This window comes from Streptomyces pallidus (ex Mingjun et al. 2026) (assembly GCF_051550185.1).
GTDB lineage: Bacteria > Actinomycetota > Actinomycetes > Streptomycetales > Streptomycetaceae > Streptomyces.
Genome location: NZ_CP196181.1, coordinates 4,670,859 through 4,686,906 on the forward strand (window position 1 = coordinate 4,670,859; position 16,048 = coordinate 4,686,906).

General features: G+C 73.8%; 14 protein-coding genes. 12 read left to right on the forward strand and 2 right to left on the reverse strand.

Annotation, left to right across the window (positions count from 1 at the left end; genetic code table 11):
• The first annotated feature begins 40 nt into the window (after positions 1-40).
• On the forward strand, positions 41-1,426 hold the full coding sequence (locus ACSHWO_RS20655; protein WP_361099042.1) for a cystathionine beta-synthase: 1,386 nt from the start codon (positions 41-43) through the stop codon (positions 1,424-1,426).
• Between the two features lie 435 nt (positions 1,427-1,861).
• On the opposite strand, the gene ACSHWO_RS20660 is transcribed toward ACSHWO_RS20655, so the two are convergent.
• Positions 1,862-2,302 (reverse strand): hypothetical protein, encoded by a 441-nt coding sequence (locus ACSHWO_RS20660; RefSeq protein WP_361099024.1) that lies wholly within the window; start codon positions 2,300-2,302, stop codon positions 1,862-1,864.
• A 213-nt stretch (positions 2,303-2,515) separates the two neighbouring features.
• Between ACSHWO_RS20660 and ACSHWO_RS20665 the strand changes: the two genes are divergently transcribed.
• A complete protein-coding gene (locus ACSHWO_RS20665; protein WP_385844674.1) occupies positions 2,516-2,911 on the forward strand; it encodes an SHOCT domain-containing protein in 396 nt (131 codons plus the stop codon).
• 190 nt (positions 2,912-3,101) lie between these two features.
• Positions 3,102-3,947 (forward strand): MurR/RpiR family transcriptional regulator, encoded by an 846-nt coding sequence (locus ACSHWO_RS20670; protein ID WP_385844672.1) that lies wholly within the window; start codon positions 3,102-3,104, stop codon positions 3,945-3,947.
• A 173-nt stretch (positions 3,948-4,120) separates the two neighbouring features.
• Here the strand turns inward: ACSHWO_RS20670 and ACSHWO_RS20675 are convergent, their stop codons facing one another.
• On the reverse strand, positions 4,121-5,479 hold the full coding sequence (locus ACSHWO_RS20675) for a diaminopimelate decarboxylase (RefSeq protein WP_438319190.1): 1,359 nt from the start codon (positions 5,477-5,479) through the stop codon (positions 4,121-4,123).
• Positions 5,480-5,594: 115 nt separating this feature from the next.
• Between ACSHWO_RS20675 and hutU the strand changes: the two genes are divergently transcribed.
• From hutU to ACSHWO_RS20720, 9 genes are all read left to right on the forward strand, one after another.
• Entirely contained in the window at positions 5,595-7,268 is a 1,674-nt protein-coding gene (hutU, locus tag ACSHWO_RS20680) for a urocanate hydratase (RefSeq protein WP_361102428.1), read from the forward strand.
• A 17-nt stretch (positions 7,269-7,285) separates the two neighbouring features.
• Positions 7,286-8,476, forward strand: coding sequence for an allantoate amidohydrolase (locus ACSHWO_RS20685; protein ID WP_438319192.1), 1,191 nt, complete (start codon positions 7,286-7,288; stop codon positions 8,474-8,476).
• Positions 8,467-9,807, forward strand: coding sequence for a formimidoylglutamate deiminase (locus tag ACSHWO_RS20690; protein WP_438313653.1), 1,341 nt, complete (start codon positions 8,467-8,469; stop codon positions 9,805-9,807). The genes ACSHWO_RS20685 and ACSHWO_RS20690 overlap by 10 nt, the downstream gene beginning before the upstream one ends.
• A 113-nt stretch (positions 9,808-9,920) precedes the next feature.
• Positions 9,921-11,099, forward strand: a complete 1,179-nt coding sequence (hutI, locus tag ACSHWO_RS20695) for an imidazolonepropionase (RefSeq protein ID WP_361100042.1) — start codon at positions 9,921-9,923, stop codon at positions 11,097-11,099.
• A 171-nt stretch (positions 11,100-11,270) separates the two neighbouring features.
• A complete protein-coding gene (locus ACSHWO_RS20700) occupies positions 11,271-11,957 on the forward strand; it encodes an LPXTG cell wall anchor domain-containing protein (protein ID WP_438313657.1) in 687 nt (228 codons plus the stop codon).
• Positions 11,958-11,973: 16 nt separating this feature from the next.
• Positions 11,974-13,074, forward strand: a complete 1,101-nt coding sequence (locus ACSHWO_RS20705; RefSeq protein ID WP_438313660.1) for a COG1470 family protein — start codon at positions 11,974-11,976, stop codon at positions 13,072-13,074.
• A complete protein-coding gene (locus ACSHWO_RS20710; RefSeq protein WP_438313662.1) occupies positions 13,071-14,099 on the forward strand; it encodes a neocarzinostatin apoprotein domain-containing protein in 1,029 nt (342 codons plus the stop codon). Before ACSHWO_RS20705 ends, ACSHWO_RS20710 begins: the two co-directional genes overlap by 4 nt.
• Complete coding sequence (locus ACSHWO_RS20715; RefSeq protein WP_438313665.1) at positions 14,096-15,343, forward strand: hypothetical protein; 1,248 nt, start codon at positions 14,096-14,098, stop codon at positions 15,341-15,343. The genes ACSHWO_RS20710 and ACSHWO_RS20715 overlap by 4 nt, the downstream gene beginning before the upstream one ends.
• 106 nt (positions 15,344-15,449) lie before the next feature.
• Positions 15,450-15,806: a hypothetical protein gene (locus ACSHWO_RS20720; protein ID WP_438313668.1), complete on the forward strand. Its 357-nt coding sequence runs from the start codon at positions 15,450-15,452 to the stop codon at positions 15,804-15,806.
• Positions 15,807-16,048: the final 242 nt, after the last annotated feature.

Below are 16,048 nucleotides of genomic sequence, written 5' to 3' on the forward strand. Positions count from 1 at the left end.
CTCCCGGAGAACCCGTGGAGTGTCGTCACTGGAGAACATGGTGCAATTCCACGACTCGATGATCAGCCTCGTCGGCAACACCCCGCTGGTGAAGCTCAACCGTGTGACCGAAGGCCTGCAGGCCACCGTCCTTGCCAAGGTCGAGTACTTCAACCCCGGCGGCTCCGTGAAGGACCGGATCGCCCTCCGGATGATCGAGGCCGCCGAGGAGAGCGGTGCCCTCAAGCCCGGTGGCACCATCGTGGAGCCGACCAGCGGCAACACGGGTGTAGGACTCGCCATCGTGGCCCAGCAGAAGGGCTACAAGTGCATTTTCGTGTGCCCCGACAAGGTTTCCCTGGACAAGATCAACGTGCTGCGGGCGTACGGCGCCGAGGTCGTGGTCTGCCCGACCGCGGTCGACCCGGAGCACCCCGACTCGTACTACAACGTGTCCGACCGCCTCGTCCGTGAGACGCCGGGCGCCTGGAAGCCGGACCAGTACAGCAACCCGAACAACCCCCGTTCGCATTACGAGACCACCGGTCCCGAACTGTGGGAACAGACTGAGGGGAAGATCACGCACTTCGTGGCCGGCGTGGGCACGGGCGGCACGATTTCGGGTACCGGCAACTACCTGAAGGAGGTGTCCGGCGGCAAGGTCAAGGTCATCGGCGCCGACCCCGAGGGCTCCGTCTACTCGGGCGGCTCGGGTCGCCCGTACCTCGTCGAGGGCGTCGGCGAGGACTTCTGGCCGACCGCCTACGACCAGAACGTGGCCGACGAGATCATCGCGGTGTCCGACAAGGACTCCTTCCAGATGACCCGCCGGCTGGCGAAGGAGGAGGGCCTCCTCGTCGGCGGCTCCTGCGGCATGGCGGTCGTCGCCGCGCTGCGCGCCGCCGAGGGCCTCGGCCCGGACGACGTGGTCGTCGTCCTCCTCCCGGACAGCGGCCGCGGCTACATGAGCAAGATCTTCTCGGACGAGTGGATGGCCGGCCACGGCTTCCTGGAGGAGGCGGGCCCCGCCGCCCGCATCGGCGACGTCCTCGCCGACAAGGAGGGCGACATGCCCTCGCTGGTGCACATGCACCCGGAGGAGACCGTCGGCGAGGCCATCGAGGTGCTGCGCGAGTACGGCGTCTCGCAGATGCCGGTCGTCAAGCCCGGCGCCGGTCACCCCGACGTGATGGCCGCCGAGGTCGTCGGCTCGGTCGTGGAGAAGGAGCTGCTGGCGGCGCTGTTCGCGCAGCAGGCGGCGCTGTCCGACCCGCTGGAGAAGCACATGAGCGCGCCGCTGCCGCAGGTCGGCTCCGGCGAGCCGGTCTCCGACCTGATGGCCGCGCTGGGCGAGGCCGACGCGGCGATCGTGCTGGTCGAGGGCAAGCCGACCGGTGTGGTGAGCCGCCAGGACCTGCTGGCCTTCCTCGCCAAGAACGCCAAGTAGGCCCGGCCCGTCCGTCCGCGGCGGAGCGCCGGTCCGGCCCGGAGGGCGATCTCCCGGCCGGACCGGCGTTTCGTTTTCCGTAGGCCGCGGGCGTCCGCCGTGCTGCCGTGGTGGCGGGGCGGTGCCGCCGGGCCGGTGCCGGCGCGTCGGGCAAACGGTACGGGCACGTCACGTGGCGGCAGCACCGGCTTAACACGCCTCGGGCACAGTGGTGGTCGTCGGCAGGGGCGAGGGCCCCGGCCGGCGCCACGGAACGGCGTTGGCGGACCTCCGGAGCGGCTCCCGGACCACGTGAACGCCATGGACGCGGACGGCCCTGACCCGGCCCGTGTCCCCCGCGGGGACCGCCGTCGTCCCGCCCCTCGCGCCTGCGAGGGTGTGGCGGTCCCCGCGCTCAGACCCTCCGGCCGGTCCCTCCGGCCGAGCGCGGTCAGGTCAGGGGCACTTGAGTTCGCTCCTGGCGTCCCGGACGGCCGTGTTCAACGCCTGTACCTGCGGCGCGAGGTTGGTGGCGGCCTGGCTGGCGGTGGTGCTGCCGGGCATGTTGTCGTACGCCTTCTTGAGGTTTTCGGCGGCCGTCTTCACCGCGTCCTTCTTCGCCTGGGTCCAGGTGGCCGTGGACTGCGCGACCTTCTTCCAGTCGTCCTGGACCTTCTGGGTCGCGGCCTTGAGCTGGTCCTTGGTCGTGGTGGCCGGCTTCATGGCCTGCAACGCCGCAGTGTCGGAGCTGAGTTGGTTGAGGTTGGTGCACAGTTCTGCCGCCGCCTTGCTCGGGTCGGGGGTCGGGTCGGCGGCGAGCGCGGCGGTGGTGCCGCCGCCGGTCATGACCAGTGCCGCCGTGGTGACGGCAGCCGTCCTCAGAAAGCGTCGCTTCATGGGTCGCCCCTCTTCGGGATCTTTGGGAACGTCCCCCCGTTTCGGCCCCCGAGTTCCCCGAGTCCCCCGCCCACTCAAGCTGGCACAGCCGTCTCGGACCCGCAATCGGGCCCCGTCCCCCGCAAGGCCGCGCTGCGGGTGCGGCGCCCGGGAGTTCGGGCTATACCTGAACGGTGAATGATCGGGGGGCGACCAAGCCTCCGGGAGGCTCAGATGGACGATTACCCGCTCCTCAACCTCTTCTGGACCATGCTCCTGATCTTCCTGTGGGTGCTGTGGTTCTTCCTGCTCTTCAAGATCATCACCGACATCTTCCGGAGCCAGGACATGGGAGGCTGGGGCAAGGCCGGCTGGACGATCTTCGTGGTGATCCTGCCGTTCATCGGCATCCTCGTGTACCTCATCGCCCGTGGAAAGGGGATGGCCGAGCGCGACGTGGAGAGCGCCAGGCAGGCGGACGCGGCCTTCAAGGAGTACGTCCGCGACGCCGCCGCGACGTCCGGCGCGGGCGGAAGCGCGTCCGAGCTGGCCGCACTGGCCGACCTGAAGGAGCGGGGCGCGATCACCGAGGCCGAGTTCCAGCAGGCGAAGCAGAAGCTCCTCGCCTAGAGCCGGCCCCTTCCGGAACCCGCCACCGAAAGGGCTCCCGCGTGCGTACCGTACGGGGGAGCCCTTCGCCGTGCGCCCGTCGCCGCATGCCGGTCGCCGCGTCTCGGGAAGCGGGCGGCCGCTTGCCGTTCTGCATAAGCGCATGCAGAGTGCTCGGTGGCTGAATAAGTACGGGGACGGAGGGGTCGGGATGAGCGACAGCCCGGCGGCGCGGCTGCAGAAGCTGTTCGAGGGGCACCGGCTGACGCCGACCCAGCGGCGCATCGCGCACTGCATGGTCCGGGGGGCGACCGAGGTGCCCTTCCTGTCGAGCGTGGAGCTCGCCGACCTGGCCGGGGTGAGCCAGCCGTCGGTGACCCGGTTCGCGGTGGCGCTGGGCTTCGACGGGTACCCGGCGCTGCGCCGACACCTGCGGGAGGTGGCCCCGCCGGTGGAGCGGGCCGAGGAGCCGCCCCAGGACGCCTACAACGAGTACCAGCAGGCCGTCCAGGGCGAGATCGAGAACCTCCGGCAGCTGTCGGCCATGCTCGCCGACCCCTCGCCGGTGGAGGAGGCGGGCCGGTTGCTCGCCGGGTCGTCCCCGCTGCCCGTGCTGGGACTGCGGGCGGCGTCCTCGCAGGCGCGCGGGTTCGCGTACTTCGCGGCCAAGGTGCACCCGGACGTACGGCTCCTCGACGAGGGCGGCACGATGCTGGCCGACCGGATCGACGCGGCCGCCGGGGCCGGCGCATCGGCCCTGCTGTGCTTCGCGCTGCCCCGGCACCCGCGGGAGGTGGCCGAGGCGCTGGAGCACGCCCGGGGGGCGGGGCTGACGGTGGTGACGGTCGCCGACTCGGCCTTCGCGCCGGTCGCGCGGTACTCGGACCTGCTGATCCCGGCGCCGGTCGGCACCGGGCTGGCCTTCGACACGGCGTGCGCGCCCATGCTGTTGGGGCGGGTGCTGCTGGAGGCGATGGCCGATGCCCTGCCCGACGCGCAGGCCCGGCTGGAGGAGTTCGACGCCAAGGCCGCCGCCCGGGGCCTGTTCGTCGAGTAGGCCCCGCCCCGGCCCGGTCCAGGGGTGCGGGCCGGTGGCGGCCGCTCGCGCGGTTCCCCGCGCCCCTGGGGGGTCTCGGCCGGTTCGCGGGTGCCGGTCGACCGCGGCTGAGCGCGCGGTTCCCCGTGCGCCTGGGCACTGCACCCGGTTGCGGCCCGGCGGCCGGGGCGGGGTCAGAGGAGGGCGTCGGGGTGGGAGCCGCCGGCCTCGGCGACGATGTCCGCCGGGCTCTGCGCCGGGCGGGCCGCGGCGAAGCGGACCTCCCCCGACGGCCGCACCGTGAAGCCGTGCACCGCCGGCCGCGGCAGGCTGTTGTACCCGTAGTGGGCCGTGAAGAAGTACGCGCCGGTGTCCGGCACCGCGACCAGGTCCCCCGGGGCCAGTTCGGGCAACTCCCGGGCCGTGGCCAGCAGGTCGCCGGCGAAGCAGGCCGGCCCGGCGACGTCCTGGGCGACGGGCGGGCCCGTCTTCGGGGCGCCCTTCGCGTCGTACGGCAGGATCCGCACCGGCCACGCCTGCGGCGCGTACACGGTACGGGTGGCCAACTGCACGCCCGCGTGCGTGAGGGCGATCGTCCGGCCGCCGGTCGCCTTCGTGTACTCCACCCGGGTGACGACCAGCCCGTGCTTGGCCAGCAGGGACCGGCCGAACTCCGTGACCAGGCCGTACGAGCCGTCGAAGAGTCCCGGGGCCGCCGCGCGCAGGGCGGCCACGTACTGCGCGTACGTCGGGGTGTGCTCGTCCGAGGTGAAGTTCACCGGTAGGCCGCCGCCGATGTCGAGGGTGTCGACCTGGCGGCGCCCGGCCGCCGCGTTGATCTCCTCGGCCAGTGCGTGCAGCTCCCGCACCCCCTGCGCGATCAGGGGCAGCGGCACCCCCTGCGAGCCCGAGTGCGCGTGCAGCCGGGTCAGCCACGGGCGGTCCAGGAAGGCCCGGACGAGCCGTTGCCGGGCGCCCGGGTCGCGCAGTGCGATCCCGAACTTCGAGGTGGCGGTGGCCGTGGACAGCGCGTCGATGGCGCCCGCCCCCGTCTGGGTGTTGACCCGTACGCCGATCGGGGGCACGGCGCCGTCCGGCCGTGCCGCGACCAGCGCGTCGAGCCGCTCCAGCTCCTGCCGGTTGTCGGCGTTGACGGTGATCCCGAGGTCGAGGGCCGCGCGCAGCTCGGCCGTGGTCTTGGCGGGGGAGTCCAGCACCGTCCGCTCCGCCGGCACGCCCGCGGCCCTGGCCAGGGCCAGCTCGCCGGGGCTCGCCACCTCGCAGCCGAGGCCCGCGTCGGCGAGCAGCCGCAGCACCGGCACCAGCGGCGCGGCCTTGACGGCGAAGGCGTGCAGGACGGGGGTGCCGGGCGGCAGCGCGGTGGCGAAGGCGTCCGTGAGGGCGGCGGCGGACGCCCGGATCCCGGCGGTGTCCAGCAGGCAGACCAGCGGCGGGGCGGTGTCCGACCCGCCGACGAGCCCTTGCTCGACGGCGGCCCGTACGGCCAGGTCACGGCGCTCTGCGGCGCCCTGCTCGTGCATGTCGGCAGCCATGTCAGCCATCCCATCATCCGGCGCGCCGGACCGCAGCTGTTGACTGGATCTATTCAGACGGGGAGGATGTGAATGGAATTACCTACAGAACGCCACTTCGTCAGGAGGCAACGCCATGTCAGGACCCCGACCGGTACGAGCCGCGCGCGGCACCGAGCTCACCGCCCTGGGATGGCAGCAGGAAGCCGCCCTCCGGATGCTGCAGAACAACCTCGACCCCGAGGTCGCCGAGCACCCCGACAAGCTCGTCGTCTACGGCGGCACCGGCAAGGCCGCCCGCGACTGGCGCTCCTTCGACGCCATGGTCCGCACCCTGCGCACCCTCAAGCAGGACGAGACCATGCTCGTCCAGTCCGGCCGCCCGGTCGGCGTCATGCAGACCCACGAGTGGGCCCCCCGCGTCCTGCTCGCCAACTCCAACCTGGTCGGCGACTGGGCCAACTGGGAGGAGTTCCGCCGCCTGGAGCACCTCGGCCTGACCATGTACGGCCAGATGACCGCCGGTTCGTGGATCTACATCGGCACCCAGGGCATCCTCCAGGGCACGTACGAGACCTTCGCCGCCGTCGCCGCGAAGAAGTTCGGCGGCACCCTCGCCGGCACCATCACCCTCACCGCCGGCCTCGGCGGCATGGGCGGCGCCCAGCCGCTCGCCGTCACCATGAACGACGGCGTGGCGATCTGCATCGACTGCGACCCGCGCGCCATCGAGCGCCGCATCGAGCACCGCTACCTCGACGTCAAGGCCGACAACCTGGCCCACGCCCTCCAGCTCGCCACCGAGGCCCGCGACCAGCGCAAGCCGCTGTCCATCGGCCTCCTCGGCAACGCCGCCGAGCTGCTCCCGCAGATGCTCGCCGAGGGCGCCCCGATCGACATCGTCACGGACCAGACCTCGGCCCACGACCCGCTGTCGTACCTGCCGGTCGGTGTCGCCTTCGAGGACATGGCCGACGCCGCCGCCAAGGACCCGGCCGGCTTCACCACCCGCTCCCGCGAGTCCATGGCCAAGCACGTCGAGGCCATGGTCGGCTTCATGGACGCCGGCGCCGAGGTCTTCGACTACGGCAACTCCATCCGCGGCGAGGCCCAGCTGGCCGGCTACGACCGCGCGTTCGCCTTCCCCGGCTTTGTCCCGGCCTACATCCGCCCGCTGTTCTGCGAGGGCAAGGGCCCGTTCCGCTGGGCCGCCCTGTCCGGCGAGGCCTCGGACATCGCCAAGACCGACAAGGCGATCCTGGAGCTCTTCCCGGAGAACGAGTCCCTGCACCGCTGGATCAAGATGGCCGGCGAGCGCGTCCACTTCCAGGGCCTGCCCGCCCGCATCTGCTGGCTCGGCTACGGCGAGCGCGACAAGGCCGGTGAGCGCTTCAACGACATGGTCGCCTCCGGCGAGCTGGCCGCCCCGCTGGCCATCGGCCGCGACCACCTCGACTGCGGCTCCGTCGCCTCCCCGTACCGCGAGACCGAGGCCATGCTCGACGGCTCGGACGCCATCGCCGACTGGCCGCTGCTCAACGCCATGGTCAACGTGGCCTCGGGTGCCTCCTGGGTCTCCATCCACCACGGCGGCGGCGTCGGCATGGGCCGCTCCATCCACGCCGGCCAGGTCACCGTCGCCGACGGCACCGCGCTCGCGGGCGAGAAGGTCCGCCGCGTCCTCACCAACGACCCCGGCATGGGCGTCATCCGGCACGTCGACGCCGGCTACGACATCGCCGAGTCGGTGGCCGACGCCAAGGGCGTGCGCGTCCCGATGCGCGAGGGCGACGCCGGGGCCTCCGCGTGAGCCAGAGCTTCCACGCCATGTGGGCGTCGCTGCGGCCGATCGGCCGCAGCGACGCCTCGGGCGGGTACCGCCGCTACGCCTGGACCGGCGCCGACGCCGACTGCCGGCTCTGGTTCCGGATGCAGGCGGAGGCCCGCCGCCTCGACGTCGAGACCGACCGCAACGGCAACCAGTGGGCGTGGCTCGGCGACCCGACCGCCGGTGACGCCGTCGTCACCGGCTCCCACCTGGACTCCGTCCCGGACGGCGGCGCCTTCGACGGCCCCCTCGGCGTCGTGTCCGCCTTCGCCGCGCTCGACGAACTCCGCGCCCGCGGGGTCCAGTTCAGGCGCCCCCTCGCCATCGTCAACTTCGGCGACGAGGAGGGCGCCCGCTTCGGGCTGGCCTGCGTCGGCTCCCGCCTCACCTCCGGCCAGCTGACCAAGGAGAAGGCGTACGAGCTGCGCGACGCCGACGGGATCACCCTCCCGCAGGCGATGGAGGCCGCCGGGTACGACCCCGAGTCCATCGGGCCCGACCCCGAGCGCCTCGCCCGCATCGGCGCGTTCGTCGAACTCCACGTCGAACAGGGCCGCGCCCTGGACCTGTCCGGGGACGCCGTCGGCATCGCCTCCGCCATCTGGCCGCACGGCCGCTGGCGGTTCGACTTCCGCGGCGAGGCCAACCACGCGGGCACCACCCGCCTGGTCGACCGGCACGACCCGATGCTCACCTACGCCGAGACCGTGCTGGCCGCCCGTACGGAGGCCGCACTCGCCGGCGCCGTCGCCACCTTCGGCAAGATCTCCGTCGAGCCGAACGGCGTCAACGCCATCCCCTCCCTGGTGCGGGGCTGGCTCGACTCCCGCGCCGCCGACCAGGCCACGCTCGACACCGTGGTCACCGCCATCGAGAAGGCCGCCCGCGAGCGCGCCGACAAGGACGGCATCGACCTCGCGGTCGTCCGGGAGTCCTTCACCCCGGTCGTCGAGTTCGAGCACGCCCTGCGCGACGAGATCAACCGGATCCTGGGCGGGTCCGTCCCCGTCCTCGGCACCGGCGCCGGACACGACGCGGGCATCCTCTCCGCGGCCGTCCCGACCGCCATGCTGTTCGTGCGCAACCCCACCGGCGTCTCCCACTCCCCGCGGGAGTTCGCCCCCGAGGACGACTGCGTGGCCGGCGTCCTCGCCCTCGCCGACGTACTGGAAGGCCTGGCATGTCGTTGAAGACGTACTGGCTGGAGCACGCCTGGCTCGGCACCGCCGTCGAGCCGGGCGTCGCCCTGGACGTGTCCGACGACGGGCGGATCACCGCCCTGCGCACCGGGGCGGACGCGCCGCCGCCCGGCGCCGAGGTGCTGCGCGGTCTGACCCTCCCGGGCCTGGCCAACGCCCATTCGCACGCCTTCCACCGGGCCCTGCGCGGCGTGGTCCAGGTCGGCTCCGGCACGTTCTGGACCTGGCGCGACGTCATGTACAAGGTCGCCCAGAACCTCACCCCCGACAGCTACTTCGACCTCGCCCGCGCGGTGTACGCGGAGATGGCGCTGGCCGGCATCACCAACGTCGGCGAGTTCCACTACGTCCACCACGCGCCCGGCGGCACCCCGTACGCCGACCCGAACGCCATGGGTGAGGCCCTGATCGAGGCCGCCGCGGCCGCCGGCATCCGCATCACCCTCCTCGACACCGCCTACCTCTCCGCGGGCTTCGGCGAGGCCCCGAGCGAGCACCAGCGGCGGTTCTCCGACGGCACCGCCGAGGCCTGGGCCGAACGCGTCTCGGCCCTCAAGCCGCGCGGGCACGCCCTGGTCGGCGCGGCCGTCCACTCCGTGCGGGCCGTACCCGCCGGACAGCTCGCCACCGTCGCCCACTGGGCGCAGGAGCGGCAGGCCCCGCTGCACGTCCACCTGTCCGAGCAGACCGCCGAGAACGACGCCTGCCTGGCCGCCCACGGCTGCACCCCCACCCGGCTCCTCGCCGACCACGGGGTGCTCGGCCCGCGCACCACCGGCGTCCACAACACGCACCTCACCGACGAGGACATCGCCCTCCTCGGCGGGACCGCCACCGGCACCTGCATGTGCCCCACCACCGAGCGCGACCTCGCCGACGGCATCGGCCCGGCCGGGCGGCTCCAGCAGGCGGGCAGCCCGCTGTCGCTGGGCAGCGACAGCCACGCCGTGATCGACCTGCTGGAGGAGGCGCGCGCGATGGAGCTGAACGAGCGGCTGCGCAGCCGGACGCGGGGGCACTGGACGGCGAACGCGCTGCTGACCGCTGCTACGGCGGACGGCCATGCCGCGCTCGGTCTGGCGGACGCCGGCCGGCTGGAGGTCGGCGCGCTCGCCGACTTCACCACCGTCGCGCTGGACACCGTCCGCACCGCCGGGCCGCTGCCGCGGCTCGGGGCCGAGACGGCGGTCTTCGCCGCCTCGGCCGCGGACGTCCGGCACACGGTGGTCGGCGGCCGCCACATCGTCCGCGACGGCGCCCACACCCTGGTCCCCGACGTCCCGTCCGCCCTGGTCGAAGCGATCGCGGCCGTCCGCGGCTGACGTCCCCCCACCCCGCCCCTCGGAATCGCCGCCGACCGCCCGGAACGGGGTCCGGGGCGGAGCCCCGGTTTCCGGGAAGGGCGGGGCGGGGGGAGACAACTCGAGAGGAACCCATGACCACCACCGTCATCACGAACATCGGCAGCCTGGTCACCAACGACCCCGCCCAAGGCGACGGCACCCCCCTCGGCCTCATCGAGAACGCCGCCGTCGTCATCGACGACGACACCATCGCCTGGGTCGGCGAAGCCGCCGCGGCCCCGTCCGCGGACACCGCCTTCGACGCGCAGGGCCGGGCCGTCATCCCCGGCTTCGTCGACTCCCACTCCCACCTCGTCTTCGCCGGCGACCGCACCGCCGAGTTCAACGCCCGCATGTCCGGCCGCAGCTACTCCGCCGGCGGCATCCGCACCACCGTCGCCGCCACCCGCGCCGCCTCCGACGCGGAGCTGGAGGCCAACCTGGTGCGCCACCTCGACGAGGCCCGCCGCCAGGGCACGACCACCTTCGAGACCAAGTCCGGCTACGGCCTGACCGTGGCCGACGAGGCCCGCGCCCTGCGGATCGCCGCCGCGCACACCGAGGAGGTCACCTACCTCGGCGCGCACATCGTCTCCCCGGACTACGCCGAGGACCCGGCCGCGTACGTGGACCTGGTCACCGGCGAGATGCTGGCGGCCTGCGCCCCCTACGCCCGCTGGGTCGACGTGTTCTGCGAGAAGGGCGCCTTCGACGGCGACCAGGCCCGGGCGATCCTGACCGCGGGCGCCGCCGCCGGGCTGATCCCGCGCGTCCACGCCAACCAGCTCTCCTACGGCCCCGGCGTACAGCTGGCCGTCGAGCTCGGCGCGGCCTCCGCCGACCACTGCACCCACCTCACCGACGCCGACGTCGACGCCCTGGCCCAGGCCGCGGACACCACCGTCGCCACCCTGCTGCCGGGCGCCGAGTTCTCCACCCGCGCCCAGTGGCCCGACGCCCGCCGACTGATCGACGCGGGTGCGACGGTCGCGCTGTCCACGGACTGCAACCCGGGGTCCTCGTACACGAGCTCGATGCCGTTCTGCGTCGCGCTCGCCGTGCGGGACATGCGCATGACCCCCGACGAGGCCGTCTGGGCCGCCACCGCCGGCGGCGCCCGCGCGCTGCGCCGCACCGACATCGGCGCGCTCACCCCGGGCGCCCGCGCCGACCTGGCCCTGCTGGACGCCCCGAGCCATGTGCACCTGGCGTACCGGCCCGGCGTCCCGCTGGTGTCGGCGGTCTGGCAGCGCGGAGTCCGCGCGGCCTGACCCGTCACGCCTGGTCGATCAGGCCCGGTCGATCACGCCTGATCCGTCGGGTCTGATCCGTCGCGCCTGATCCGCGCGTCCTTCGTCTTCCCCTTGCAGGGTCCCGGGCGTACCTTGTGGCCCCGAATCTGATGTGTCGTCAGTAACTTGCGGCTCGAGGGGAAGACGAAGGTGCCCAACCGGATACGCTCCACCGCGCTCGCGCTGGGCGCCGCGCTGGCCGGATCGGCGGCCGTGCTCGCCGCGGCCCCCGTCGCCCACGCCGATGTCGTCGACGTCGCGTACGACTGCAAGACCCCCATCGGGGACAAGTCCGCGGTCTCGCCCATCGACATCAAGGCCGTCAAGCAGGGCGACGGCTACAAACTGACGATGTCCTTCCAGAAGGGCGTCTCGTCCAGCCCCATCGAGCTCGGCAAGGGGGCGATGAACCCGAGCGCGGTCATCGCGCTCGGCGGCGCCGAGCAGGGCTCCGTACCGGTCTCGGGGGCGGCCAACTCCGAGGCGATCCCGCCCAACACCCCCATCAAGATCACTGATCTGTCGGGCACCTACACCCCGAAGAAGAGCGGCAAGGCCACCTTCACCGCCGGCGTGCTCACCATCAAGGCCATGGGGACCACCACCACCTGCACCCCCGGCAACAACCCGAAGCCCTCCCTCGAACTGGACGTCACGGCCGCCGGCGGGGGATCGGGGCCCGGATCGGCGGGTGCTGGCGGCAGCGGGGTCGACTCCCTGCCGCAGACCGGCCCCGCGGACTCCGTCACCGCACTCGGCACCCTTGGCGGCACCGTGCTGCTGTCCGGCACCGCCGGCCTGCTCTGGCTGACGCGGCGCCGGCAGGCCCGCACCTGAACGGAGCACCCCGGCCATGCCCGTGCTCCCCGCCCGCCGCCGCGGCCTGCCCGCGCCGCTGCTCGTCGCCGCCGCAGCGCTGTACGCCGCCGCGACCCCGGCGGCGGCCGCGACCCCGGCAGCCCCGGTGGTCGCCGCAGCTCCGGTGGTCGCGGCAGCCCCGCTCGTCGCCGCGACCCCGCTCGTCGCCGCAGCCCCGGCGGGAGCGGCGGTCGCCGCCGAGCCCGACTGGACCGCCGCTCCCGCCGGGGGCGCCACCGGCAGCCTCCGCCCGGCCTTCTACCTCGCGGGCGCGCCCGGCACCGTCCTGGAGGACCGCCTCGCCCTGGACAACCCCTCCGACCGGGAGCGCACCCTCACCCTGCGCGGGGCCGACGCCCACAACACGGCGGACGGGGGCCTCGCCGTGCGCCCCGCCGGCGCCACCGCGGGCGCCGGCGCCGCCTCCTGGATCAGCTTCGGCACCGCCGCCACCGTGAAGGTCCCCGCCCGCACCCGCGCCGTCGTCCCCTTCACCGTCACCCTGCCGCCCGCCGCCCTGCCCGGCGACCACCCGGCGGCCCTGGTCGCAGCCGAGGCCGGCGGCCGCGAGGCCGGGGTACGGGTCCACCTGCGCGTCGGCGGCCCGGCCCTGGCCGCGCTGACCGTCGAGGACGTCGCCGTACGCGGCCGGGGCGCCCGGGCCGAGGTCGGCTACACCCTGGTCAACCGCGGCAACGTGACCCTCGCGCCCGGGTTGTCCCTGCGGGCCGAGGGGCTCCTCGGCGCCGTTCCCGGCCGCACGCACCGCGCCCTGCCGGTGGAACTGCTGCCCGGCCAGCGGGTCCGGCTGTCCGAGCCGTGGCCCGGCGCGCCGCTCCTCGACGACGTCGACCTCACGCTGACCGTCACCGCCCCCGGGGCCGCCCCGGCGAGCGCCCGCGCGTCCGTCCGGCTCGTGCCGGGGGGCACCGCCGGGTGGGCGGGCGCGGTGTCGCTCGCCCTCGGCGGGGCGGCCCTGGTCGCCCTGCCCCTCGTACGCGGGCGGCGGGCCCGGCGAGGGCCGCCCGCGCCCGGAGAACCCGTACGGGCGGCGGGCCGCACTCCGGACCACGGGCTGACGGGAGCAACCACGTGATCGGCAAGCTCAGGGCCCGGCTCGCGGCAGGGGCGGCACTGCTGCTGTGCCTCCTCGCACTGCCCCTGACGGCCTCCGCGGCCTCCGCTCCCGCGGCCACGGCGGCCGCGGCCGAGCCCGCCGTGGCGCTCTCGCTCCAGGAGGCCGCGAAGGGCGCCGGGATCACCGTCACCGGCACCGGCTGGCGCCCCGGGACCCTCGTGATGCTGCTGCTCTGCGGCCAGAACATGATCGGCGGCACCAACAGCTGCGCCAACGCCGACGGCGCCGCCGTCTCGACCGGCGACGACGGCCGGTTCACGGCCCGGCTGGCCGTCGTCGCCCCGCCCAAGCCCTGCCCGTGCGTCGTGAACGTCACCTCGGTCGGCGAGGACCGGGCCACCGTCGCCACCGCCCTGAAGATCACCGACCATCCGGTGGCCGAGCTGCCCGCGGAACCGGGCAGCCCACGCCTGGCGATGCTGAGCGGGGTCCGGCTGGCCGGCGGGGACGGGATCCTGACCTGGTTCGGCGCCCCGCCCGGGCGGACGTTCACCGTCACCGTCGGAAACCTCGGGCCCGCCCCCGTCAAGGACCCCGTCTTCCAGCTGGGCACCGCGCACGGCGTGCTCGCTCCGCTGTGGGAGGAGGTCCGGTGGAAGGGAACCATCCCGCCGGGCGGCAAGGCCGAAGTCCGGCTCGCGGTCGGCCTGTCCGCCGGCGCGCACGGCGACTACACGGTCTCCCTCAAGTACGGCGACACGGTCATGGCCGCGCAGCCGTGGCGGGTGTCCCGGCCGTACGGGGTGCTGCTGTTCTGGGCCCTGCTCCTGGTGGTGGTCCCGGCCGGGCTGTTCCGTGCCGGGATGGCCGTCGTGGACCGGGTCCGGCCGCACGCGGCACCGACGGCGACGGCTGCCGCCGCCCCCGCGGCTCCCGCAGCCGCCACGACCCCCACGACCACCACGGCGGTCCTGCCGTGGTTCACCGCACCACAGGCGTCCGCACCGTCTGAGAACAGTCCGACGACGAAGGGACAGGCGTGAAGACCCAACGGAGGGTGAGTGCGGCCGCGGTAGCGCTGCTGTTCGGCGGCGCGGGCGTCCTGCTGGCGGCCGGCCCCGCCCAGGCGGCCGAGGTCTCGTACAAGGTGGAGTGCATCCCGCCGGCGGGTGGCGGCGGCCCGGTCCAGGGCACCACGACGGTGTCGGTCACGGCGCCGGCCACCGCGAAGGTCGGCGACGAGGTCGAGGTGGTGTGGAAGACCGTCAAGCCCGCCTCCAACAACACCGACCTGATGGACCTGGGCAAGGACACCGTCAAGCCGACCGGCTGGGTGAAGCTCGGCGGCGCGCTCGGCGCGGAGGTGAAGCTGGAGGGCGAGCGGAAGAACCCGCCCATCCCGAAGAACGCCCCCATGGTCATGTCCGACATGAAGGGGAAGGTCAAGCTGACCAAGGCGGGGGACGTGACGATCACCCCCGGTAGGTACGACGTCGACTTCAGCGGCTTCGTCACGCACTGCTCGCCCAAGGAGGCGGCCGGCGTCGCCGCCACCATCAAGGTCACGGACGGCGGCGGCAGTACGAGCGGCGGAGGCGCCACGAGTGGGGGAGGCACCACCGGCGGCGCGACCGGCGGCGGCGGAGGCCAGACCGACTTCCCGGGCAAGCCGGTGGAGGTCTCCTTCGACTGCGGCGCGGTCGTCCCCGGCGGCATCAAGACCCCGGTCACCATCAACGCCAGGAAGAACGGCGGAGCCTTCGACCTCACGGTCAGGACCGCCAAGGGCGCCATGGCCAGCCCCATGGCCCTCCCGGCCGGCGCCCTCAAGCCCTCGATGAACATCAAGCTCGGCGGCGCCGACAGCGGCACGGTCAAGGTCACCGGCCCGGCCAACGCGGAGCCGATCCCGGACAAGGCCCCGGTCAGCCTGAGCGACATGACCGGCACCTACACACCGGGCAAGACCGGCAAGGTGACGCTGAGCCCCGACCAGCTGACCATCGACGTCACGATGAGCCCCGGCTCCACGCCGATCAACGTGCCGTGCAAGGCGGTCAGCAGCGCCGTCTCCCTGGAGCTGGACACCACCGCCCAGCCCGGCGGCTCGGGCTCCCCGACCACCGGCGGCGCCACCACCGCCGGCACCTCCGGCGGCCTCGCCGACACGGGAGCCGGTGCCGAGGGCGGCATCCGGGCCCTGGCCCTGATCGCGGGCACGGTGATCCTCCTCGGCGCCGCGGTCTTCACGTTCACCCCCTGGCGCCGCCTCCGCGGCACCCGCTGACGCCGGCCCCACGGCAGGGGCTGCGCCCGCCCGCCCGGGCGGGCGCAGCCCCTCCTTTTCCGTCTGGCCCGACGGCGGCTTCTGCCCGGAGGTGGCCGGATCCCCGGTGGAACATGGCGTTGCCTGCGCCACCCCGTTGGGTGACAGCGGCTCGTGCGGCGATCAGGGGGGGGTGGATGCCTTCGCTCCCCCGAAGGCCGGCACGTTATTCGCCCGGCCGCATTTTCGGGCCGGTGTCACCGAGGGGCAGAAAACGAAGCTCAAGGTCTTCGTCGTCGCCGTGGCCGCTGCCACGGCCCTGGGCATTCCGAGCGCGCCGGCCGAGTGGGCCGCATCGGCAGGCGGCATCAACGGCAGGTGCAAGACCACTGCCGACCTGGGCAGGACGGGGAATCCGAGGGGCACCTCCCGCTGCACCGGCCGGTTCCCCTCGGGTGCCGCCCACTGCCCCGTGATCACCTGAGGTCAGCTGTGGCACCAAGGTCATGTTGGTCAGTTTCTCGTCCGAGACGCGCGGGGGCTGAGCGGCGGGTGAATCGGAATTCCAGCCAGACGTCGGGGTGGAATTCGGCGCAGTCGCTCGGGTCGGCGATCTCGTGCCTTCACTTCTGGATCCTGTCCGGCGCGCGACCCCTTCGTGGGGGTCGAGAGACGGAAATGCCCGGCACACCTTTCGGTGTGCCGGGCATTTCGGCGCGTGCCGTG

Excerpts from the sequence above, each read along its gene's own strand:
- ACSHWO_RS20660 (WP_361099024.1), bottom strand. The coding sequence starts at position 2,302 with ATGAAGCGACGCTTTCTGAGGACGGCTGCCGTCACCACGGCGGCACTG.
- ACSHWO_RS20705 (WP_438313660.1), top strand. The coding sequence starts at position 11,974 with ATGCCCGTGCTCCCCGCCCGCCGCCGCGGCCTGCCCGCGCCGCTGCTC.
- ACSHWO_RS20665 (WP_385844674.1), top strand. The coding sequence starts at position 2,516 with ATGGACGATTACCCGCTCCTCAACCTCTTCTGGACCATGCTCCTGATC.
- ACSHWO_RS20685 (WP_438319192.1), top strand. The coding sequence starts at position 7,286 with ATGTGGGCGTCGCTGCGGCCGATCGGCCGCAGCGACGCCTCGGGCGGG.
- ACSHWO_RS20690 (WP_438313653.1), top strand. The coding sequence starts at position 8,467 with ATGTCGTTGAAGACGTACTGGCTGGAGCACGCCTGGCTCGGCACCGCC.
- hutI (WP_361100042.1), top strand. The coding sequence starts at position 9,921 with ATGACCACCACCGTCATCACGAACATCGGCAGCCTGGTCACCAACGAC.
- hutU (WP_361102428.1), top strand. The coding sequence starts at position 5,595 with ATGTCAGGACCCCGACCGGTACGAGCCGCGCGCGGCACCGAGCTCACC.
- ACSHWO_RS20675 (WP_438319190.1), bottom strand. The coding sequence starts at position 5,479 with ATGGCTGCCGACATGCACGAGCAGGGCGCCGCAGAGCGCCGTGACCTG.
- ACSHWO_RS20670 (WP_385844672.1), top strand. The coding sequence starts at position 3,102 with ATGAGCGACAGCCCGGCGGCGCGGCTGCAGAAGCTGTTCGAGGGGCAC.